The organism is Faecalibacter macacae, assembly GCF_003687725.1.
Taxonomy (GTDB): Bacteria; Bacteroidota; Bacteroidia; order Flavobacteriales; family Weeksellaceae; genus Empedobacter; species Empedobacter macacae.
Window position 1 is genome coordinate 40,105 of the sequence record NZ_RDOJ01000010.1, and the last position, 21,363, is coordinate 61,467.

General features: G+C 31.4%; 21 protein-coding genes. 7 read left to right on the plus strand and 14 right to left on the minus strand.

What is annotated here, in order from left to right; translation table 11 throughout:
* Positions 1 to 99 precede the first annotated feature (99 nt).
* On the plus strand, positions 100 to 933 hold the full coding sequence (ygiD, locus tag EAH69_RS08460; protein ID WP_121934817.1) for a 4,5-DOPA-extradiol-dioxygenase: 834 nt from the start codon (positions 100 to 102) through the stop codon (positions 931 to 933).
* Between the two features lie 70 nt (positions 934 to 1,003).
* On the opposite strand, the gene EAH69_RS08465 is transcribed toward ygiD, so the two are convergent.
* From EAH69_RS08465 to EAH69_RS08490, 6 genes are all read right to left on the minus strand, one after another.
* The gene (locus EAH69_RS08465) at positions 1,004 to 3,631 is read right to left on the minus strand and encodes a TonB-dependent receptor (RefSeq protein ID WP_121934763.1); all 2,628 of its coding nucleotides are present in this window, start codon (positions 3,629 to 3,631) and stop codon (positions 1,004 to 1,006) included.
* 10 nt (positions 3,632 to 3,641) lie between these two features.
* Entirely contained in the window at positions 3,642 to 4,379 is a 738-nt protein-coding gene (locus EAH69_RS08470) for a GLPGLI family protein (RefSeq protein ID WP_121934764.1), read from the minus strand.
* A 165-nt stretch (positions 4,380 to 4,544) separates the two neighbouring features.
* Positions 4,545 to 7,622, minus strand: a complete 3,078-nt coding sequence (gene infB / locus EAH69_RS08475) for a translation initiation factor IF-2 (protein ID WP_121934765.1) — start codon at positions 7,620 to 7,622, stop codon at positions 4,545 to 4,547.
* A 60-nt stretch (positions 7,623 to 7,682) separates the two neighbouring features.
* Positions 7,683 to 8,918: a transcription termination factor NusA gene (gene nusA, locus EAH69_RS08480; RefSeq protein ID WP_121934766.1), complete on the minus strand. Its 1,236-nt coding sequence runs from the start codon at positions 8,916 to 8,918 to the stop codon at positions 7,683 to 7,685.
* A gap of 15 nt (positions 8,919 to 8,933) precedes the next feature.
* Positions 8,934 to 9,398 (minus strand): ribosome assembly cofactor RimP, encoded by a 465-nt coding sequence (rimP, locus tag EAH69_RS08485; RefSeq protein WP_121934767.1) that lies wholly within the window; start codon positions 9,396 to 9,398, stop codon positions 8,934 to 8,936.
* Positions 9,399 to 9,537: 139 nt separating this feature from the next.
* Positions 9,538 to 10,026, minus strand: coding sequence for a DUF456 domain-containing protein (locus EAH69_RS08490; protein WP_121934768.1), 489 nt, complete (start codon positions 10,024 to 10,026; stop codon positions 9,538 to 9,540).
* 28 nt (positions 10,027 to 10,054) lie between these two features.
* Here EAH69_RS08490 and EAH69_RS08495 point away from each other — a divergent pair, with 28 nt between their 5' ends.
* Genes EAH69_RS08495 through EAH69_RS08505 form a run of 3 tightly spaced genes read left to right on the plus strand, consistent with a single transcriptional unit; the run spans position 10,055 to position 12,891 of the window.
* Entirely contained in the window at positions 10,055 to 11,380 is a 1,326-nt protein-coding gene (locus tag EAH69_RS08495; protein ID WP_230466757.1) for a mechanosensitive ion channel family protein, read from the plus strand.
* 4 nt (positions 11,381 to 11,384) lie between these two features.
* Entirely contained in the window at positions 11,385 to 12,113 is a 729-nt protein-coding gene (locus tag EAH69_RS08500) for a pyridoxine 5'-phosphate synthase (RefSeq protein ID WP_121934770.1), read from the plus strand.
* Between the two features lies 1 nt (position 12,114).
* Complete coding sequence (locus EAH69_RS08505) at positions 12,115 to 12,891, plus strand: alpha/beta fold hydrolase (RefSeq protein WP_121934771.1); 777 nt, start codon at positions 12,115 to 12,117, stop codon at positions 12,889 to 12,891.
* A gap of 34 nt (positions 12,892 to 12,925) precedes the next feature.
* Here EAH69_RS08505 and EAH69_RS08510 read toward each other — a convergent pair whose 3' ends face one another.
* Positions 12,926 to 13,912: an ABC transporter ATP-binding protein gene (locus tag EAH69_RS08510; protein WP_121934772.1), complete on the minus strand. Its 987-nt coding sequence runs from the start codon at positions 13,910 to 13,912 to the stop codon at positions 12,926 to 12,928.
* A 141-nt stretch (positions 13,913 to 14,053) separates the two neighbouring features.
* On the opposite strand from EAH69_RS08510, the gene EAH69_RS08515 reads away from it, so the two are divergent.
* Both EAH69_RS08515 and EAH69_RS08520 read left to right on the plus strand, forming a co-directional pair.
* Positions 14,054 to 14,713: a YceI family protein gene (locus tag EAH69_RS08515; protein WP_121934773.1), complete on the plus strand. Its 660-nt coding sequence runs from the start codon at positions 14,054 to 14,056 to the stop codon at positions 14,711 to 14,713.
* A 182-nt stretch (positions 14,714 to 14,895) separates the two neighbouring features.
* On the plus strand, positions 14,896 to 15,396 hold the full coding sequence (locus EAH69_RS08520) for a hypothetical protein (RefSeq protein ID WP_121934774.1): 501 nt from the start codon (positions 14,896 to 14,898) through the stop codon (positions 15,394 to 15,396).
* Positions 15,397 to 15,466: 70 nt separating this feature from the next.
* On the opposite strand, the gene EAH69_RS08525 is transcribed toward EAH69_RS08520, so the two are convergent.
* The 5 genes from EAH69_RS08525 to gldB all read right to left on the minus strand — a co-directional run bounded on the left by EAH69_RS08525 (position 15,467) and on the right by gldB (position 19,639).
* Positions 15,467 to 15,856 carry a DUF423 domain-containing protein gene (locus EAH69_RS08525; protein ID WP_121934775.1) on the minus strand — a complete coding sequence of 130 codons (390 nt, stop codon included), beginning with the start codon at positions 15,854 to 15,856 and terminating at the stop codon, positions 15,467 to 15,469.
* Position 15,857: 1 nt separating this feature from the next.
* The gene (gene tsaB, locus EAH69_RS08530; protein ID WP_121934776.1) at positions 15,858 to 16,532 is read right to left on the minus strand and encodes a tRNA (adenosine(37)-N6)-threonylcarbamoyltransferase complex dimerization subunit type 1 TsaB; all 675 of its coding nucleotides are present in this window, start codon (positions 16,530 to 16,532) and stop codon (positions 15,858 to 15,860) included.
* Between the two features lie 301 nt (positions 16,533 to 16,833).
* Positions 16,834 to 18,147 (minus strand): TolC family protein, encoded by a 1,314-nt coding sequence (locus tag EAH69_RS08540; protein WP_121934778.1) that lies wholly within the window; start codon positions 18,145 to 18,147, stop codon positions 16,834 to 16,836.
* 94 nt (positions 18,148 to 18,241) lie between these two features.
* Positions 18,242 to 18,568, minus strand: coding sequence for a gliding motility protein GldC (gldC, locus tag EAH69_RS08545; RefSeq protein WP_121934779.1), 327 nt, complete (start codon positions 18,566 to 18,568; stop codon positions 18,242 to 18,244).
* A gap of 18 nt (positions 18,569 to 18,586) precedes the next feature.
* Positions 18,587 to 19,639 carry a gliding motility lipoprotein GldB gene (gldB, locus tag EAH69_RS08550; protein ID WP_121934780.1) on the minus strand — a complete coding sequence of 351 codons (1,053 nt, stop codon included), beginning with the start codon at positions 19,637 to 19,639 and terminating at the stop codon, positions 18,587 to 18,589.
* A gap of 111 nt (positions 19,640 to 19,750) precedes the next feature.
* Here gldB and nadE point away from each other — a divergent pair, with 111 nt between their 5' ends.
* On the plus strand, positions 19,751 to 20,545 hold the full coding sequence (gene nadE / locus EAH69_RS08555; protein ID WP_121934781.1) for an NAD(+) synthase: 795 nt from the start codon (positions 19,751 to 19,753) through the stop codon (positions 20,543 to 20,545).
* Positions 20,546 to 20,614: 69 nt separating this feature from the next.
* Here the strand turns inward: nadE and EAH69_RS08560 are convergent, their stop codons facing one another.
* Together EAH69_RS08560 and gcvH are read right to left on the minus strand one after the other, a co-directional pair.
* Positions 20,615 to 20,986 (minus strand): VanZ family protein, encoded by a 372-nt coding sequence (locus tag EAH69_RS08560; RefSeq protein WP_262602208.1) that lies wholly within the window; start codon positions 20,984 to 20,986, stop codon positions 20,615 to 20,617.
* A complete protein-coding gene (gcvH, locus tag EAH69_RS08565) occupies positions 20,979 to 21,359 on the minus strand; it encodes a glycine cleavage system protein GcvH (protein ID WP_121934783.1) in 381 nt (126 codons plus the stop codon). Before gcvH ends, EAH69_RS08560 begins: the two co-directional genes overlap by 8 nt.
* Positions 21,360 to 21,363 lie beyond the last annotated feature (4 nt).

The window sequence follows — 21,363 nt, forward strand, 5'->3', positions numbered from 1 at the left end:
TTTGTTAATGTATAGATATATCGAATTTTATAACTTTGAGATGTGGATAGAAAAAACTTTTTAAAATTGTTAGCAGTAGCCCCATTAATAGGAAGCGCCATGAGCCTTCAAGAATTAGGAAAATTTACAGAGACTTTAAGTGAAACTGAAGAAATGCCTATTTTATTTTTAGGACATGGAAGTCCTATGATTGCTTTAGAAGAAAATCAATTTGTAACTGGTTTTAGGGATATCGTAAAAAAGATTCCTACACCAAAAGCTATAGTATGTATTTCTGCGCATTGGGAAACGAAAGGCACTTTTGTTACAGCGATGACTAGTCCTCCTACCATTCATGATTTTGGAGGTTTTCCACAAGCTTTACATGATGTACAATATCCTGCTCCTGGAAATCCAGATTTAGCAAAAGAAATCAAACAGATTATTAAATCAGCAGAAGTTGGACTAGATATAGAATGGGGATTAGATCATGGTGCTTGGACAGTTATTAAACACATGTATCCTGATGCAAATATTCCGATTGTGGAATTTAGTTTAGATTATAGACGAACTCCTGAACAACATTATCAATTGGCTCAAGAATTAAAAGCATTACGTAAAAAAGGTGTCTTAATTATTGGTAGTGGAAATATTGTCCACAATTTACGCGCTGTTGCTTGGAATCGTATCAATGATGTATTCGGATTCGATTGGGCAATTGAAGCTAACGAAACCATTAAAAAAGCAATTATAGATCGTAATCACAAACCTTTAATGAATCCTTTTGATCAAGGGCAAGCTTTTCAATTAGCAATACCAACACCCGAACATTATTTACCTTTATTGTACGCTTTAGCTTTAGAAGGAAAAGATGACGAAATATCATTCTTCAACGACGAACCAGTTGCTGGTTCTTTATCGATGACGTCTGTTTATATCGGAAAGAATATATGATTCTTTTAATCCATTAATTGGTGTTAACTATAAAGTCGAATAGAATTATCTATTCGACTTTTTTTCGTTTTTATAATTTAAAATTTATTCCCAACAAAATATAGCGTTGATTTAAAGAATAATTGGATAAATTACTATAATAATCACTAATATTTTTAACATCAAACGATTTATTGTTTAATAAATTCGCTCCTCTTAAATACAAGGTATAATTTTCTTTTTGGGGTTTAAAAAACATATACGTATCCAAGAAATGATATTTACTATTTGAGTCTAAATTTGGTTGATAAAAATCCCATGTTACATTAAAGAAAATCGATTTTGAAGGTTTTATTATTAATTTTGCTGAGTTATTAAACGACGAAAAATCGAACTTTTGGGTTAAACCTTCTGTCTTGTTTTGATTGTACTGAAAGTTAAAATTATTCTCGAAATTGATTGGAAAATTAAAAGCCGACTTCATAAAAAAGTTAATCGAATAACTTTGATTGATATTTGTTCTTAGGTCTGAATTATTAACTTGATTTTGATAATTCATCCAATTATAACTTGCTCTTAATCTAAAATTAGTTCGTAAAGGATAATAATATTTTTCGACAGTCGTAGAAAAACCAAACGATTCGTTTTTAGTATCTAATAAATAACTTACAATTTTTGTTACATCATTTTCAATTAAAATCGTCGAGAAAATATTATTCTGATTCGTTTGATAATATCCAGTCAACATCCAAGAAAATTGTCGATATGCACTTTGGCTTGAAAAATCTAAACTTACATTATTATATTTCTGAAAGTCGAAAGCTGTCGAATTTCTTTTAAGCGTACGATGATTTGTTAATATATAATTTTGAAATAAATTATTTTCTTGTGGTAAATTTTGATCCGAAATAAAATTTAATTTTATGTTATTTTGCATATCAAAACGGTAAACCAAATTAATTTTCGGATTAAAAACCGAACGATTTAATTTTTCTTGATTAGCATTTAACCAATAATTTTTCAGTTTTAAATGATTAATCCAAGTTAATTTTCCAAACACAAAACTATACTTCCCTTCTATCGTACTATTTAAAATTTTATAATCTAAATCGTTTCTAAAATCATTTCCTAAATCTTCTTGATCTTGACTTAATTTTGATTCTAATTTATTCTGAATAATACTTTGATTGGCATTAATTTCATACTTTCCTAACTTATTTCTTCCATAAAAATTAAACCCGAAATTGGTGAAATATTTCGAGAACGAACTTAATTGATCCGAAGTTGAAACCAAATTATTTAAACCTAAGTAATCAAATCCAGGCGATAAACTAAAATTTTGAGGTTTATCATTCACCGAAAATTGCGTATACAATTGTAAACTATTTTTCGTGTTGATTTTCTCTGTGTATAAAAAATGATTGCGGAAATATTTATTCTTCGAAACCAATTTACTGTTGAATTGATTTCTGTAATTCGAATCATAAAAATTATCCGTTGCAGATTTTTCAAAACGATAAATCAAATCATTTTCGATCATTGATCTGTTCTTATTTTTCCACGTCAATTTCAAATTTAAATCATAAAGTGTGGGTTTTTTAACCACTTTATTTCTTTCCGAAAGATTAATTATACTATCTCCACTAAAATTGTAAGTTGTATTATTTGATGTTTCGTATTGCAAACGATCGTCTAAAGCTGTAAAATTTAATCGAAGATTTGTCGCTTTCGAAAATTTAAAAATAGTATTTGTATTTCCGTACCAATATTCATTTTGATTAGCGCGTTGCGTTCCGACATCACTACTAAAAGATGTTTCGTTAATAGCCTTTGCAGCTAATTCTTCGCTAATTTTAGAACTTGCGACATCACTATTTCCTGAAAAATAATCGTAAGGCGTTTCGTTAAAACCTGTATTATTAAACGAAATAGTCGTGAAATTTTTAATTGCATTAGAAACCGTTAATCCGTTTGCTTTCGTTTGTAAACGATTTTCAATTCCTCCAGACAAATCAAAATTTGCAGAAAAATCTGCCATTCCTTTTTTCAGTTTAAGATTTAAAGCTACTTGATCGGTATGTTTTACATTTTTTAGCAATGGATTTTCCTCAAAATTTTCTATCGCTTGAACTTGATCTATAATTTCGGGCGAAATATTCTTAGAACCATTTGTATATTGACTTCCGAACAAATCGTCTCCATCTAATAAAAGTTTTTCGATTGGTTTATTTTTATATTTAATTGTTCCGTCCTCTTCTACTTTTATACCTGGCATTTTCCGTAAAACATCTTCTATGTTTTTATCCAAATCGCTTTTGTAATGATTTACATTGTAATTTACCGTATCGTCTTTTACGGTAAATGGTCTTGTATTCTTGATAAAAACTTCTTGTAATTGAATATTGCTTTTTATTAGAATAAAATCTGTCTTTTGGTTTTCTACTAATTCTGATTTATAAATTGTTTTAAATTCTTTCTCATAACCTAATTTATAAACTTCTAGTAAAATGGTGTCACTTGCTTCAGATAAATTGATTATAAATTCTCCATTTCCTTTAGTTGTCGTGAATTTTTCTATAATCTGCGTTCTTTGATTTTTTGCCAAAACAGAAACAGATGAAAGTGGTTTATTCCCTTCATCTGTTATAATTCCTTTTACAATCTGCGCTTGTATAAAATTCCCTGTAAAAATGAGAACTAAAATTATAAGATTTCTCAATGATCATTTTTTAATCTACCAAACATTCTATTTGACATTTAGAAACTGACCGAACACTAGTATTTCCTTCAGTATCAATTTCTGTTTTATTACTTTCTTTATAATTTTTTTGATAAAGTCTTTGGTATTCTTTAAAATCGATAAACTTTTTGGTTTCCTTATACGGATTATCAATTGTTATGTCTTCGTTCTTTAACTGGATTTCTGTCGCAGTAATTTTAAATTCATTATCCAAGGAATAAACTTCTAAAATTACACCTGGTAAGCCGTCAAATTTCCAAGGTCCACCATGTGTAAAACCTAGTTCTGTCGTAAAAAAGGCATGATACGTTCGTCCGTAATGCCTCATTACAGCTCGCTGACAATTGAAACCTAAAATAGTTTTTGTTTGCTTCGTTAACTCCCATTTAAAAATTTGAATAGGATCTTTTGTAGGAAAATGTTTAAAAATGATTGTATTATCATAGTAGATCGAATCTTTATTATAGTCTTTATAATATGCCACAAAATTATTTTTTAACTTTACTTGTATAATATTATTAGCTTCTAGTTCGTCATCATTAAATCCATTTTTACTATGATCTATAATAAATAAAGATTTATCATCACCCATTTTTAATAGAGAAGGTATTGTATAATTGGGTGCATTTTTCCAATTATATTCATAATTATATTTAATACTAAGACTACTCTGTGAAAACAGAGTAGTTGCAACAGTAATAAAGAAAATAGATAAGATTTTCTTCATCTTTTAATTTTTAAAATGTTAATTAATATTTCAAATAAATAAATAAACAAATAAACAATTATTTTATTAAATAAAGACATAATATATTAACTCCCTTTTCAAATTAACAAACCAAAAAAAAAGACGATTCAATTAAGAATCGCCTTTAATATTTATAGTTTGAAATTATTTTAATTTCTTTTTAACCTCGATAGTTTCGTAAGCTTCGATGATATCGTTGATTTGAATATCGTTGTAGTTTTTAATATTTAAACCACATTCGTATCCTTTAGAAACTTCTTTCACATCGTCTTTGAAACGTTTTAATGAAGCTAATTCACCTTCGTGAACTACAACACCATCACGGATAATACGAATTTTAGAAGTTCTGTAAACTTTACCATCTAATACCATACAACCTGCAATAGTACCAACTTTAGTTACTTTGAAAGTTTCACGGATTTCGATATTACCTGTAACTTGCTCTTTTAACTCTGGTGATAACATACCTTCCATCGCTTCTTTGATGTCGTTAATTGCATCATAGATGATAGAGTAAGCACGGATTTCGATTTCTTCTCTTTCCGCTAAATCACGAGCGTTAGTTCCAGGACGAACGTTAAATCCTAAGATAACTGCATCAGAAGCAGAAGCTAATAATACATCAGATTCTGTAATCTGTCCAACACCTTTATGTAAGATATTAACAATGATTTCGTCTGTAGATAATTTCTGTAAAGAGTCTGTTAATGCTTCTACTGAACCATCCACATCTCCTTTTAAGATAATATTTAACTGTTTGAAATCTCCTAAAGCTAAACGACGACCAATCTCGTCTAATGTGATGTGTTTCTGTGTACGGATCGTTTGCTCACGTTGTAACTGCTCTCTACGAGATGCAATTTGTTTTGCTTCACGCTCGTCTTCGTAAACTTTAAACTTGTCACCAGCTGTAGGTGCACCATCTAAACCTAAGATTGTAACAGGAGTTGATGGTCCAGCTTTTTTCACTTGGTTACCACGCTCATCTAACATTGCACGAACTTTACCGTGGTTAGATCCTGCTAAGATATAATCTCCTACTTCTAAAGTACCGTTTTGAACAATCATTGTAGAAACGTAACCACGTCCTTTATCTAATGCTGCCTCAACTACTGTACCTAAAGCTTTACGGTTTGGATTAGCTTTTAATTCTAAAACTTCAGCTTCTAATAAAACTTTGTCTAATAATTCATCAACTCCTAAACCAGATTTAGCAGAGATTTCTTGAGATTGGTAAGTACCACCCCAATCCTCAACTAATAAGTTCATCTGAGCTAATTGCTCTTTTACTTTTTCTGGATTAGCTGCAGGTCTATCAATTTTGTTGATAGCGAAAACCATAGGAACTCCAGCTGCTTGCGCGTGAGAAATTGCCTCACGTGTTTGTGGCATGATCTGGTCATCCGCTGCAATCACAATAATTGCAATATCTGTTACCTGAGCACCACGAGCACGCATCGCTGTAAAGGCCTCGTGACCTGGTGTATCTAAGAATGCTACACGTTTTCCGTTAGCTAAAGTAACGTTGTATGCACCAATGTGCTGTGTAATACCTCCAGATTCTCCTGCAATTACATTCGCTTTACGAACATAATCTAATAACGAAGTTTTACCGTGATCTACGTGTCCCATCACCGTAACGATTGGAGCTCTTTCTTGTAAATCTTCTTCGTTATCAACAATTTCTTCTTCTTCGTTATCTGCCTCTGCTGATGCAAATTGAACTTCGAAACCGAAATCATCCGCTACTAATTGAATTGTATCTGCTTCTAAACGTTGGTTCATTGTTACCATGATACCTAAAGACATACATGCAGAGATAACGTCCATAACAGAAACATCCATTAATGAAGCTAATTCATTAACTGTAACGAATTCTGTTACTTGTAACGTTTTGTCTTTGTCCATCGCTTCTTGCTCCATTTCGGCTTGGAAACGACGTTCATTACGTTTATCTTTTCTGTGTTTAGCAGATTTCTTATTTTGACCTTTAGAAGTTAACTTATCTAAAGTATCTTTAATTTGTTTTTTAACATCCTCGTCGCTTAATTCAGCTTGTGGTGCGCGGTGTCCTTGTCCTGGGCGGTTGTTACCAAAACGGTTTCCACCTTGTCCTCCTGGACGATTTCCACCTTGTCCTCCTGGACGGTTTCCACCTTGTCCTCCTGGACGGTTTCCACCTTGACCACCTTGACGGTTTCCTTGTCCTTGACCACCTTGACGGTTTTGTACTTGACCTTGTCCACCTTGACGGTTTCCTTGTCCTTGTCCACCTTGACGGTTTCCTTGACCTTGTCCACCTTGACGGTTATTGTTGTTATCTGTAGATTTTACATCTTCAGGTTTAACACCTTTTTGAATACGTTTACGCTTCTTTTTATCTGCTGGATTGTTTGAACCTTTTTTATCATCTTTTTTAGGTGCTTTCTCGAACTTTGATAAGTCGATTTTAGCTCCTGTAAAGTTTGGTCCATCTAATTTAGTATATACAGTCTCAATCTTCTGAGGTTGTTCTGCTGCTACTTCTTTTTCTTCTTTCTTCACTTCAGGCTTCGCTTCCGATTTTACTTCAGGTGTACTAACCACTGCTTCTTGTTTCGGCTTTTCTTTCTTCACTTCGGCCTTTGGTGCTGCGGCAGCAGGTTTCTCCTTTACCTCTTTTTTAGGTTTAGGAGTTTCCTCTTTCTTAGTTTTACCTGTATTATTTAATTTATCTAAATCGATTTTACCAATAACTTTTGGATGTGTATTCTCCTCTTGTTTTGGAGCTTCAACTTCTTTTTTAGACTCTTCCTTCACAGGTTGAGTTTTAGGAGCTTCTGCCTCGATATTCTTCACTTCTTGTTTCTCAACAATTTTTTCTTCCTTTTTTGCAGGCTTAGTCGCATCTAAATCAATTTTACCAATTGTTTTAGGTCCTCCTAATACTACTTTAGTCGTTTCAACTACTTTAGGTTTAGCAGCTTCTGCTTTCGCTTCAGCTTCTTTCTTTTCAGCAGCTTTTATCTCTGATAATTTGTTAATGACTATTTCTCCGGAAGCTTGCTTTTGTTTAGCATCTGAACGGAACTCATTAACTAAAATATCATAAGTAGGCATATCAATTTTTGAGTTAGGCGATCTTTCTACAGTAGTCCCCTTACCTTCTAAAAAATCAACAGCACGATCTATAGATATGTTTAACTCCTTTAATACTTTACTTAATCTGGTTGTTTCCGACATATATGCTAATCTTTTTTATAATGTTTGCAAATTTACGAATAGTTTATGATTTAAAGACAATTAATCTTCAAACTCTGATTTTAAGATGTTGATAACGTCTTGAATTGTCTCCTCTTCAAGGTCTGTACGTTTTACTAAATCGTCAACATCTTGCTCTAAAATACTCTTCGCAGTATCTAATCCAATTGCTTTGAATGCTTCGATAACCCAATCGTCGATCTCATCTACGAATTCAGTTAACTCTACATCTTCATCTTGTGCACCTTCTCTGAAAATATCAATTTCCATTCCAACTAATTTAGAAGCTAAACGTACGTTATAACCTCCTTTACCAATTGCTTTTGAAACTTCATCTGCAGCAACGTGAACTAAAGCTTTGTTTTCTTCTTCGTTAATTTCGATGTTTGAAATTTTCGCTGGGTTTAAAGCACGAGTAATAAATAAGCTCATGTTATTAGTGTAGTTAATTACGTCGATATTTTCGTTACGTAATTCACGTACAATTGAGTGGATACGAGATCCTTTCATACCAACACATGCTCCTACTGGATCAATACGATCGTCGTAAGATTCTACTGCTACTTTTGCTTTATCTCCTGGGATACGAACTACATTTTTGATTGTAATTAATCCGTCGTAAATTTCTGGAATTTCTTGCTCGAATAATTTCTCTAAGAATTTTGGAGAAGTACGAGATAAAATAATTTGAGGTTTAGATCCTCTTAATTTAACATCATCTACGATTGCACGTAAAGTTTCACCTTTACGGAAGAAATCTGAAGGGATTTGATTCTCTTTTGGTAAAATCATTTCGTTTTGCTCTTCATCCATAATAATCACATGTTTATGACGGATATGGTGAATTTCTCCTGTTACAATTTCTCCGATAATTCCTTTGAATTTCTCGTATAAGTTAGAGTTATCGTGCTCCATTACTTTAGCCACTAAAGTTTGGCGTAAAGTTAAAATTGCGCGACGTCCTAAAGATTCGATTGGAATTCTTTCTGATACTTCTTCACCGATTTCGAAATCTGGCTCAATTAAACGAGCTTCAGCTAATTCGATTTCTAATGCATCATCTTCAGAGAAACCATCAGCAACAACGATACGGTTGTGCCAAATCTCTAAATCTCCTTTATCAGGATTTACAATAATATCGAAGTTATCATCAGAACCGTATTTTTTTCTTAATACACTTTGAAGAGTTTCTTCTAAGATCTTCATAAGTGTAATACGATCGATACTTTTTTCGTCTTTGAAATCTACGAAAGATTCGATTAATGCAAGATTGTCCATTTTACATCTATTTTTTTAAAAGGTTACTTTGATGATCGCTTTTTTGATCTCAGTGTAATTTACTTTTTCTTCTTTTTCTACAGTTACTTTTCCTTTCCCCAAAGCTTTTGGCTCACGAGTTTCCCACCATAAGGTAACACCTTCCTCATCAGCAGCTACGATTTCACCTTCTAATTTAGTTTCGTCGTTTAAAGTTGCTTCTAAAGTTCTTCCGATGTTTTTCTTATATTGACGTGGTAAAACTAATGGAGTTCCAACACCTGGAGAAGATACCTCTAATACAAAATCACATTCTTCTCTATCAAGATTGTTTTCTATAAAGCGGCTAATTCTTACAATTTCTTCGATTGGTAGACCTTCATCACCATCCACAAGAATTGATATTTTATCGTCTGGAGAAATTTTCCAGTCGATTAAAAACAATGCTGGATTTGCAGCGATTGCTTCTTCTACTAATTGTTTTACTTTGTCTGAATCCATATACAACGAAAAAGAGAGCTATAACCAGCCCTCCTCCATTTAGTTTCTCTAAAATTCTATGCAAATTTAGAAATTATTTTTTGAAATCCCTAATTGAATCCTATTTATATTAAATAAAATATTTGAGAATCAATGTTTTTTAGTTGATAAAAATATCGTAAATAAGTATCCCAAATAGAATTAAACACAAGATTAAATCGTATCCTGTTGTAACTAAAAAACCAACGAATGAGCCAAATGCTGATTTCAAAGCTCCGTTTACATCTTTTGATGCAAAGGCTAATTCTCCTGCGAAAGCTCCAACAAAAGGTCCTATAATAAAACCAACTGGAGGAAAAAACAAACCGACGATTAATCCTATAATCGATCCCCAGACTCCGTATTTAGTTCCGCCAAATTTCTTGGTTAAAGCCACTGGCAAAATATAATCCAGGACAGAACCAATAGCTACAAAAATTCCGGCAATAATTACTACTTCCCAACCGAAACCACAATCCCCACTAAATAGTTTAAAAATTAATAATCCAATTAGTGCTAAAGGTGCTCCCGGAATTGCTGGCAATACAACACCAACAAATCCTAAAAGGATTAAAAGTCCCGAAATCAGGTTAATTATAGAATCGTCCATATTTATAAATTATTTTAACTTTACACTAATGTACAAAATGTACCTTTGTATTACTAAAATTTTAGTTTATAATATCATAATGGCTCAACAAGAAGAACATAAATCATTTTATCAAGAATTTTCAGAAAGCGTTAAAATTTACTTCAATGATAAGTTACAAATTGACATGTCTGAAAATCTTTTTAATTTCTTTGAACTTACCACTTGGATTGGGATTTTATGTTTGATTGATTATACATTTCGTATATTATTATTACCATTAATCAAAAGATTAGCACAGAAAACAAAAATTAAGTGGTTAGAAATTGCATACAGAAATAAATGTTTCTCTTCTATCATTCATTTAATACCGTTAACTTTTGCATCGAGTATGAATGTGCTGTTATTTAAAGATGATGGTCCAATTCTATACGTTATACAACGAATGACAGAATTAATATTATTAATCGTATTTGCAATATTAATTTTCCGAATAATAAATTCTGTTATCGATTTATACAATGAAGATGATAGTTATACAACTGTCGGCGTAAGAACTTTTGGTCAAATGATGAAATTTGTTGTTTCATTCTTTGCCATCATTTCTGGAATTATGATTCTTTTCAAAGTTGAATCTTCAACCATAATTACGGTATTAGGAGCAATGACTGCCGCCGTCTTATTAATATTTCGTGATGCTATTTTCGGGTTTGTCTCTGGTTTACAAATTGCCTATTCACGTATTATAAAGGTTGGCGATTGGGTTACATTATCAAAAGGAAATGTTGAAGGTATTGTACGAGAAATCAATATTAATTTAGTGAGAATCGAAAAATTTGATAAAACAATTGCTACGATTCCAACTGTTGATGTCGTTACCTCTCAAGTAACCAATCACATGCCGATGATGGCAAGTGGAACAAGACAAATTAAACGTGCTATTGCTTTTAATGTAAATTCATTTAAATTCTGCTCCAACGAAATGTTAGATACTTTTGAAACTTATGATTTAATCAAAGATTATATCATTAAAAAACGTGAAGAAATTAATTCGCACAACAAAGGAATTGAAAATTCTAATTTAGATATTAACGGATTACAATTAACTAATATTGGTGTTTTTAGAATCTATGTAGAAAGTTATTTAAAAAACATACAAACAGTTTCTAAATACGATCCAATTATCATCCGTCAGCTTCCTGTATCAATGGAAGGAATGCCGTTAGAAATTGCATGTTTTGCAAAATCTTCAACTAACTTTGAATTTGAAAGAATACAATCTGATATTTTCGATCATTTATTAACCGCTTGTAGAAAATTTGATTTACAAGTTATGCAGTCTATTTCTGCGACAGATATTAAACAAACAAATTAAGATAATGACAAAACTTAGTGTTAACATAAATAAAATTGCAACGATTCGTAATGCACGTGGTGGAAATACACCAAATTTAGTTGAAGCTGCAATAAAAATACAAGAATTCGGTGGACAAGGAATTACAATTCACCCACGTCCAGATGAACGCCACATTCGTTACCAAGACGTTTACGATTTAAAACCAGTTGTTACAACTGAATTTAACATCGAAGGGAAACCAATCGATAGTTTTATGGAATTGGTTTTAGCAAGCAAACCAGAACAAGTTACTTTGGTTCCAGATGCTGATGATGCAATCACTTCAAACTCGGGTTGGGACACGATTAAATACCAAGATTATTTAACGGATGTCATCAAAACTTTTAAAGAAGCTGGAATTCGTACTTCAATCTTTTTAGATCCAAATCCAGCATTGGTTGAAGCTGCTGCAAAAACTGGTGCAGATCGTATCGAATTATACACTGAAGAATTTGCTACACAATATGGTTTAGGAAATTTAGACGCAATTAAACCTTACAAAGAAACTGCTTTATTAGCTATAGAAAATGGATTAGCAGTAAATGCAGGACACGATTTAAGTTTAGATAACATTCAGTATTTTATTGAGCAAATTCCACAGATTGCTGAAGTTTCAATTGGACATGCTTTAATTTCTGAAGCTTTATATATGGGATTAGAAAATACTATTCAATCTTATTTAAGAAAAATTGAAGTTGCTAACTTAAAATAAAATGGAACAACCAATTTTACATAGTAAAATAATCGGAACTGGAGAAAAACACCTACTTGTTTTCCATGGATTGTTTGGACAATTAGACAATTGGAATACACATGGTCGTCAGTTCGGAGAAATATACACGACACATTTAATTGATTTAAGAAATCATGGGCGTAGTTTTCATTCAGATGATGCTACAATCGCTGAAATGGTAGAAGATGTTGCACGTTACATGGATTTCCATCAAATTGAAAAAGCTCATATTTTAGGACATTCTTTAGGCGGACGAGTTGTGATGGACTTTGCAATGACTTATCCAGATAAAGTTGATCATTTAATTGTTGCTGATATGGCTCCTAAAGCGTATCAACCTCATCATAATGCAATTTTTAAAGCCTTATGTTCTGTTGATTTTTCTACGGTAACATCTCGTAAAGATGTGGAAGAAACATTAAGCCAATATATTCCTGAAGCTGGTGTGCGTCAATTTTTATTGAAAAATGTTTACCATGCTGAAAATGGAGGTTATGATTTCCGTTTTAATCTTCCTGTTTTACAAAATCATTACGAAGATTTAGTAGGTAAAGATTTATTGAATGGAATTTTTGATGGACCAACTCTATTTTTAAAAGGAGCAAAATCAAATTACATCTTGCAAGAAGATGAATTTATCATCAAACAACGTTTTCCGAAAGCAGAAGTTGTTGCAATTGCAAATGCAGGACATTGGCTACATGCTGAAAATCCGAAAGATTTTATTGAAGCTATTCTAACATTTTTAGAAAAATAATAAAACAATAAAACGAGCTATTTGCTCGTTTTATTTATGCTTTTACAATTCTGTTATTTGGTATAGAAAATTTAATTTTCGCACCTTTATTCAAGATAAATGGAAAATAAGCAACAAAATTAGATTCATCATGCTTGAAACGAATTAAGTAATCTCTACCTTGAAATTTAGAATCGATAACTTCTCCGTAATAATCACCATCAACATGTATCCAAACTTCATCTGGATAAACTAATTGATAATAATTAAACATATCAATATCGCTTAATTTTAGCTTATTATATTTACCAACATCTAACAAATTAACGTAACCAAATAACTTTGCTACGTAACTATTATATGGTTTTTCACGAACCTTTTCTACCTCGTCGTATTGCAATTTTCTACCTTTTTGTAAGACTAAAATACGATCTGATGTGTAAAAGGCATCTTGCAAATCGTGAGTTGTAAAAATCACAGTAATTTGATTTGCTTTACACCAATCTATTAACTTTTCTCTGATTGTTAACTTTAATGATTGATCTAAGTTTGAAAAAGGTTCATCTAACAATAATACTTCTGGTTTCTGAGCCAAAGCTCTTGCAATAGAAACTCGCTGACGCTGACCTCCACTTAATTTATTAGGAAACTGATCCTTTAAATCAAGCATCTCAACGACGCGTAATGCTTCGTCTATTTGTTTTTGTTTATGATCTAAATCAAAATTGCTTAAAAATTTACCCACGTTTTCGCCTACCGTTACAAAATCTAACAATTCATAATCTTGCGCCACGTGTTTCATCATTTTATGACCTGGCAAAATATTAAAAGCTGGTCCTTTTAGTTTTACATCATTCCAAGAAATTTCTCCTTGTGTAAAATCTTCTAAACCGTATATTAATCGTAAAAGTGTTGATTTTCCACTTCCACTTTCTCCAATAATACTTATTACTTCTCCTTTATTTACATCAAAAGAAATAGAATCAATGGCTTTTTGTTGGGCTGAATTATAGCTAAAATCTAGGTTTTGGATTGATAACATTAGGTCCTATTTATTGTACAAATTTGATGAATTAATTTAGATTTATTAAATTTAACAAAAAATTTATAATTAGTATTGATATACATCAATGTAAAGACCAATCAAAACTTATAATTTCGTTTTCAAATAAATTAAAGACATATGAAAAAATTATTTTTAAGCCTTGCGATGATTTCTGCAGTTGCGTTAACTTCTTGTGGAGGAAATACTGAAACTGTAAATGCTACTGAAGCTCAAGAATCTGCTACTGCTTCTGAAGGAGCTGTAACTTACATTGCAGACTCAACATCTACAGTTAACTGGAAAGGTGGAAAAACATTTGACGATATCAACAAACCAGAAGAAGGACACTGGGGAATTGTTAAATTAAAAGAAGGTACAGCTACTGTAAATAATGGAGTATTAGAATCAGGTAAATTTGTTGCTGATTTTACAACTTTCGAATCTAAAGATTTAGACTCAGATCCTGAAACTAAAGCAAAATTAGACGGTCACTTAAAAGCTGCTGATTTCTTAGATGTTGAAAAATACCCAACTGCTTCTTTTGAAATTACAGGTGTTAAAGCAATTGAAGGAGGAGATTACAATTCAGAAATTTCTGGAAACTTCGAATTCCGTGGAACTCCTAAAAACGTAACTTTTAAAGCAAACGTTACTGTAGAAGGTAATGTAGTTACAGTAAAATCTGAAGAATTTGGTATCAACCGTAAAGATTTCGGAATCACTTTCGCTGGTGGTGGTGGATCTATCATCAAAGATGAAGTTTTATTACAAGTTGATTTAACTGCAAAAGCTCAATAATTTGTTTTAAAAAAATAAATTATATCTTAATATAAAAGCTACTTCTACAAAGAGGTAGCTTTTTTTTATTTCAAGAATTAATAGTCAATTAATTAAAATCTAAATTAGTTGATAATTTTTTTATGAAATTTAATTCATCTTAATTATATTCGTAGTATAAAATTATTTACAGAAATAAACCAATGAAAACAATTAAATTCTTCCATCCAGAAGAAACATTTAATTACAAAATCGAAAAAAGCCTTTGTAAGGTCGTTTATCAAGGAGATAAGCAAGTACTTTTAATTGAAATCCATTCAACAGATGAATTAGAGCATGTTGAAGACGATTCAATACAAAATGAGTTCCCTCAGTTATCTTTATTTATTGATGACTTTCCTTTAGATGTTGAATCTGCAGAAGAATTAAACGGTAAAACTATCGAAATTCCTTACGGATTTGCTGAAGAGGAAGACGAAGATGGGGAATTACACGAAGTTTACTACACTAGTCTTAATGTATCTGAAGAAGATTACGAAGTTGTAGGTAATAAATTAACTTTTTCTATCAACGAAAAAGGTGTTTTATCTCTTAATTGGAAGGGACAAGTTCAAGATTTTACTGAAGAAACTTCTGATGATATTCCGTTTGAAATTAATTGTACTTTCGAAGAATTTGAATTTAAAGAAGAAGATTACGATTAATCATCATAGAACAAATAAAAAGCTCGATTCATTGAATCGAGCTTTTTTTATATCTATTAAAATTGAATTCTTAACTGAATTTCATTTTAGAAAAATGGTAAACTAACATTCCCCATCCTGCAACCATCAATAAACCTCCTAATGGCGTAATTGGGCCTAAGAATTTTAAGTTAGCTCCCCAGTAATCTGCAAACGACAAAAAGTAAATACTTACAGAAAAAATGAAAGTTCCGGCAATTATACACCATGCTGCTGAACGCTCGATTCCTGTATTAAAATTTAAAAAGAATCCGATAGCTAATAAAGCAATTGCATGATACATTTGGTAACGAACACCAACTTCAAAACTTGCTAATTTATCTACATGTAAAATCTTTTTGAAAGCGTGTGCACCAAAAGCACCTAAAATAACCGCAGTCATTCCGTAGAATGCAGCAATTGTTAAAACTATATTTTTCATTCTATTTATCTGTTTTCTTTTTTAAAGCAATAAAATTTTTCAGGTAAAAAGGTTCAAAGTAAGCGACATCTTCAAAATCATTCGTATTAAATTTTGTATTCGCTACTTGTCCCATATATTTTGCTGATGGAAAAATCTGAACAAAAGTCGCATCCAAATGTGCTAAAACTTCTTTACATTTTTCTGCACCATCACCTACAAAAACAATTTTCTTTCCTTTTAAATCTTCAAAAGAAGTTTCATCAATCACCTTTGCTTCTGTTTCTGTTAAAGGATTTCCTTCACCATCATACAACGCTGTATACACTTCCATACGACGTGCATCAATCATCGGAATAATTAAATCATATCCTTGATTAATTTGCGATTGTACTAAAATATCTAATGAATTTATAGATAGTAATTTGATATCTAATCCGTATGCTAATCCTTTTGCAGAAGAAACACCAATACGTAATCCGGTATATGAACCAGGTCCTTTAGATACACAAATTGCGTCTAAATCTTTTAAACTAACACCAGCACCTTCGGCACACCAATCAATAAATTGATGCAATTTTTCACCATGTGCATAACCCTCATCCGCCTCTTCTACTAAACAAAGAAGCTCATCATCTTTAGCAATCGAAACTGAACAATTTTTTGTTGAAGTTTCTAAATTTAAAATCGTTGCCATGCCACAAAGATAATTCAAAATATTTGATGTCTTTTCTGAATTATGAAAGACTTAGTATCAAAAAAGTATTAAATATAATTAGATTTCAATATTTTTTTTTTGCTCATTACTTCTCTTATAAAAAAAGTAAAATTGACTTATCGCTATTAAAAAATAAATTAGTTGATACATCCAAATATCAACAGTAAACGACAAAAATTCTTTTGTTTCAGAATTTTCAAAAAATGTATAACCAAAACTAATTAGGAATAAGATTCCTAAAATAAGTGATAGATATTTCATATTTAATGTTAAATTATTATTACAATGTAATTGGTTTTCCTGCGTAGAAATCCAATACTTTTTGTTTAAAGATATAATTATATTTTGCTTGTAGCATTTGTGATTTAGCAACCATTAAATCATTTCTTGATCGATTAAAATCATACAAGTTAATAACACCTGCTTTGTACGACTTATCAGCAAAATCGAAAGAAATTTCGGCATAACGAACTGCTTCACGAGCAGATTCAAATGATGCAAAAGAAGAATTAACTTCAAAATACGCAGATTGTACATTTTGCAAAACGGTTTGCTTTTCTCGCTGTAAAGTATTCTGAGCAATATCTTCGTTGATTAATGATTTCTGAATATTGATTCTATTTGAATATTGATTCCAAATCGGAAATGAAACTCCAACTCCAATTACATTAACTACATTTTCTCTCCATTGGCTTAACCACGCTTGCTGATTAAGACCTTTATTAAAATAATCCATGTAATTAGTTCCTAAACTATAATTTCCTGTAACACGAGGTTTTAGGTAAGTTTCAGAGATTTCGGTTGCTTTTTTAGCTGATTCAATATTTTTCTCAGCTAATTTAACCGCAGGCTGAGATTCATAAGCTGTTTGAAGTACCTCTTCTAAATTATATAATTCATTCTGAATTGAGTTTGGTAAGGTTACATTTTCTACATTAAAATCTCTGTAATCTTGTAATTGCAATAACATTGCTAAATTAAACAATGCACGATCTATCTCTATTTGTGCATCGGTTACGCTTCTTACATTAGCAGCAACTTCGGCTTCTGCTTGTACCAATTCTGCCTTTGCAATTTTACCAACATCAAATTTTATTTTCGCCTGTTTTTGTAACTGGCGCGAAATATCTAAATTTCCTTCAGCAACTGTTTTCAATTCACGGTTTAGTAAAACCGCTAAATAGTAATTTGCAACTTGTAAAGAAATATCGTTTAACGTAGTTAAAGTTTGAATTGAAGCAGCTTCTAAGTCAATTGCAGCCTTTTCTTTTTGCTTCTTTATAATTCCGCCACTGTATAAATTAACTTGCGACTGAACACCAAAAGCATTTGAAAATTGATAATATCCTTTATCAATCACAGGATGATAAGATCCTATTGTAAAATTATTATCTAAATAACCAGTTACTGTTGGTAACCAATTATTATTAGCCTGTTCAAGATTCTGACCAGCTAACTTTTCATTTAATTGATTATTTTGAATCGTCAAATTATTCTTTGCCGCATATTCTATACATTGCTCAATTGTCCAATTGTTTTGGGCAAATAAAAATGAACTTGATAATAATGCGATGGAAAGAATAATTTTCTTCATAAATCTGTTTAATAATCTAAATGTAAAAAATAAGTCGAACTTCTAACACATTTGTTACGAAATTCGACTTTAAATTTTAAAAGAATTTTATTTCTTATCCTTTGATTTTAGATGCGTAAGCAAATTCCTCTGCAAACTCAGCAATTTTTTGTGCTACATCTTCCTCATCAGTTGCTCTTTGGTAAGATGATGCCATAGAGATAAAAATTTGATGAAAGAAACGTTTCATATCATCCTGAGTCATTTCTTTAGTCCATAAATCAATACGTAAAGCTTCTTTCGCTTTGTCATCCCATACAGATAATAACATTGCTTTAGTAGTTTCGTTGTTCACACCTCCATCAGGAGCATTCCAGCTCATTGTTTCTGGTACGTGATTCTCATCTAATTCAATCTCTACTGAAATATTTGTTTTTCTCATAATCTATACTATTATAATTTATTCAGCGTAGTGATATAATTCGTCTACACCTTCTTTTTTCTTTGTATTATATTTTGTTGTTGAAGCACCATCAATTTCTGGTTTGTACTTCGACGCTTGTAAGATTTTTTGACTATCCATATCCAACAATAAATCTTGTAATTTAACCTCAGGATTTTCTTGTAAATATTTACGAATAATTTGCCATCCGATCCATGCTCCAATTCGACCTGGAGAATTTTGCTCAATTTCATTATTAAATTTAGAAAAAGGAGCAACGTTAATAAATCTCTTTTCTAACGTACGATCGTCACTAAAAACATAATTCTGTTCTACAAAATAATTCCAGATATTACCTTCGTTAGATACTGCCCAAGCCATTTGTTGTGGCGTATATCCAATTTTGTATTCATCTGGTGTATCAGTTAACAAAATATCTTGTAACATTAACTTTTTACCTTCGTAAAGAATAACATCAATAAATTTTTGTTGTCTTGGAGAATAAGTTACAATATTTTCTGCAATTGCCCCAACAACTGCAGATGGAACACGCTCTGCATACATATTACGACGTAAATATTGCTCTACTCGCATACTGTCGTATAATTTATGTTTCTCTCCTAAAAATCCGTCCATTGCAATAAACATCAATTTATCTTGAGCGCTATAAATAACTGGATAATCTAAACTTTGTAAACCTGATGAATAAGTGAAAACTTTTGGCGTTTCATATTCAGGAAAATAATGTTTATACTTCTGAAAAACTGGAATCAATTCTTGATTTAATTTCTCAAAATCACCAAATTGCTTTACCGATTCGTTATATATATTAACTTCAAAAGGATCTTTTCTTTGTGCACTCCAAATACTATCAGATGAGTTGTCAAAAAAGAATGGATAATCTTTCTTTAACTTATCTAACGGAATACTATCATTAAAAAAACGTTTACTAATATCGTGGATTACCAAATCTACCTTAACTCCAGAAGCGTCTACTTCCCAAGTACGTTCCTTTTTACAAGAACTTAGCATCAATATCAAAACTATTGCAATGCTATAAAATGTCTTCATCGTGTGTTTCTTATTTAGCAAACAAAAATAACAATTAATCCTTAAATCTAATCTTAATTCTCTCGGATTACGCTTATCAATTCTTATATTTGAGTAATAAACATTATTCCAATGCAAACTGAAAAAGTAATTCAACATATTGTTTCTTGGTTAAAGGATTATCTTGAAACATCACATCAAAAAGGTTTCGTTATCGGAATCTCTGGTGGAATCGACTCTGCGGTAACCTCTACTTTATGTGCAATGACAGGTTATCCGTTATTAAACTTAGAAATGCCTATTCATCAAGAAAAAAATCAGGCAGATCGTGCAAAAAAACACATCGAATGGTTAAAAGAAAATTTTAATACATCAATAGAATCTATCGAAGTTGAATTAACTGATACGTTTGATTCTATGGTTGCTGCTTTACCACAAACGGAAAATACAGACAAAGTTAATTTGGCTTTAGCAAATACAAGAGCAAGATTACGCATGACTACCTTGTATTATTTTGCAGGTTTACATAATTATTTAGTTGCCGGTACAGGAAATAAAGTGGAAGATTTTGGTGTAGGATTTTATACTAAGTATGGTGATGGTGGAGTAGATTTAAGCCCAATTGCAGATTTAATGAAATCTGAAGTTTATAAAATTGCTGGACATTTAGGTATCAATACAGAAATACAAAAAGCAAAGCCAACTGATGGTTTATTTGGTGATGATCGTTCGGATGAAGATCAATTAGGAGCTTCTTATGATGAATTAGAATGGGCAATGATTATGAAAGAAGAAGGTCATTTTGCAGATGATTTTGAAGGACGTCAAAAAGAAGTTTTCGAAATCTATTCGCGATTAAATAGAATCAATCAGCATAAAATGGTTCCAATCCCAGTGTGTGATATTCCAGATGAATTGATGAAATAAAATATTTTGACATTCAGAATTTCTCAAAATTTAAATGATAGATTATAAAACATAAAAAAAGCGAAGAGTTTAGTTCTTCGCTTTTTTTATGGATTGTATTAATCCAACTGCCAATAAAATTCCGATTGTATTTGCTAATAAATCAAACCAATCAAATGTTCTACCGTATGGCATAATTCCTTGTAAAATTTCAATTAAAAAACTGATTAAAAAAGGAACAAGTATTGATTTTAAAAGTCTATGTTCTTTTAAAAATTGAAATAAAAATGCCAACCCAAAAAACATAAAACCGTGTACTAATTTATCCGAATTTTCAAAATTCAAAAAATCACTAAAACCGGCTTTATCTATAGACTTTAATTTGTTACCTGGCATTAGTGTTAAATAAAACACTAACGCCAAATAACTATAAAAGATAATTTGTTTAAAAATCTTATGCACCGATTAAATCACCGTAAGCAGCAGCATCTAATAAAGCTTCAACTTCTGATGCGTTCTCTAATTTTACTTTGATAATCCATCCAGCTCCGTAAGGATCAGTATTGATTAATTCTGGTTGAGACTCTAATTCAGTATTGAATTCGATAATCTCTCCAGCAACTGGCATAAATAAATCAGATACAGTTTTAACAGCCTCAACTGTTCCAAAAACTTCTTCTTGACCTAAAGTTTCTCCTTCTGTTTCAACATCAACATAAACGATGTCTCCTAATTCTCCTTGTGCAAAAGCAGTAATTCCGATAGTTGCGATATCACCTTCTACTGAAACCCACTCGTGATCTTTACTGTACTTTAAATTGTTTGGAATGCTCATAATT

What these genes read in the sequence shown, in the direction of transcription:
- ygiD (WP_121934817.1), top strand. Translation starts at nt 100, where the DNA reads ATGAGCCTTCAAGAATTAGGAAAATTTACAGAGACTTTAAGTGAAACT.
- EAH69_RS08470 (WP_121934764.1), bottom strand. Translation starts at nt 4,379, where the DNA reads ATGAAGAAAATCTTATCTATTTTCTTTATTACTGTTGCAACTACTCTG.
- infB (WP_121934765.1), bottom strand. Translation starts at nt 7,622, where the DNA reads ATGTCGGAAACAACCAGATTAAGTAAAGTATTAAAGGAGTTAAACATA.
- nusA (WP_121934766.1), bottom strand. Translation starts at nt 8,918, where the DNA reads ATGGACAATCTTGCATTAATCGAATCTTTCGTAGATTTCAAAGACGAA.
- rimP (WP_121934767.1), bottom strand. Translation starts at nt 9,398, where the DNA reads ATGGATTCAGACAAAGTAAAACAATTAGTAGAAGAAGCAATCGCTGCA.
- EAH69_RS08490 (WP_121934768.1), bottom strand. Translation starts at nt 10,026, where the DNA reads ATGGACGATTCTATAATTAACCTGATTTCGGGACTTTTAATCCTTTTA.
- EAH69_RS08495 (WP_230466757.1), top strand. Translation starts at nt 10,055, where the DNA reads ATGTACAAAATGTACCTTTGTATTACTAAAATTTTAGTTTATAATATC.
- EAH69_RS08500 (WP_121934770.1), top strand. Translation starts at nt 11,385, where the DNA reads ATGACAAAACTTAGTGTTAACATAAATAAAATTGCAACGATTCGTAAT.
- EAH69_RS08505 (WP_121934771.1), top strand. Translation starts at nt 12,115, where the DNA reads ATGGAACAACCAATTTTACATAGTAAAATAATCGGAACTGGAGAAAAA.
- EAH69_RS08510 (WP_121934772.1), bottom strand. Translation starts at nt 13,912, where the DNA reads ATGTTATCAATCCAAAACCTAGATTTTAGCTATAATTCAGCCCAACAA.
- EAH69_RS08515 (WP_121934773.1), top strand. Translation starts at nt 14,054, where the DNA reads ATGAAAAAATTATTTTTAAGCCTTGCGATGATTTCTGCAGTTGCGTTA.
- EAH69_RS08520 (WP_121934774.1), top strand. Translation starts at nt 14,896, where the DNA reads ATGAAAACAATTAAATTCTTCCATCCAGAAGAAACATTTAATTACAAA.
- EAH69_RS08525 (WP_121934775.1), bottom strand. Translation starts at nt 15,856, where the DNA reads ATGAAAAATATAGTTTTAACAATTGCTGCATTCTACGGAATGACTGCG.
- tsaB (WP_121934776.1), bottom strand. Translation starts at nt 16,532, where the DNA reads ATGGCAACGATTTTAAATTTAGAAACTTCAACAAAAAATTGTTCAGTT.
- EAH69_RS08540 (WP_121934778.1), bottom strand. Translation starts at nt 18,147, where the DNA reads ATGAAGAAAATTATTCTTTCCATCGCATTATTATCAAGTTCATTTTTA.
- gldC (WP_121934779.1), bottom strand. Translation starts at nt 18,568, where the DNA reads ATGAGAAAAACAAATATTTCAGTAGAGATTGAATTAGATGAGAATCAC.
- gldB (WP_121934780.1), bottom strand. Translation starts at nt 19,639, where the DNA reads ATGAAGACATTTTATAGCATTGCAATAGTTTTGATATTGATGCTAAGT.
- nadE (WP_121934781.1), top strand. Translation starts at nt 19,751, where the DNA reads ATGCAAACTGAAAAAGTAATTCAACATATTGTTTCTTGGTTAAAGGAT.
- gcvH (WP_121934783.1), bottom strand. Translation starts at nt 21,359, where the DNA reads ATGAGCATTCCAAACAATTTAAAGTACAGTAAAGATCACGAGTGGGTT.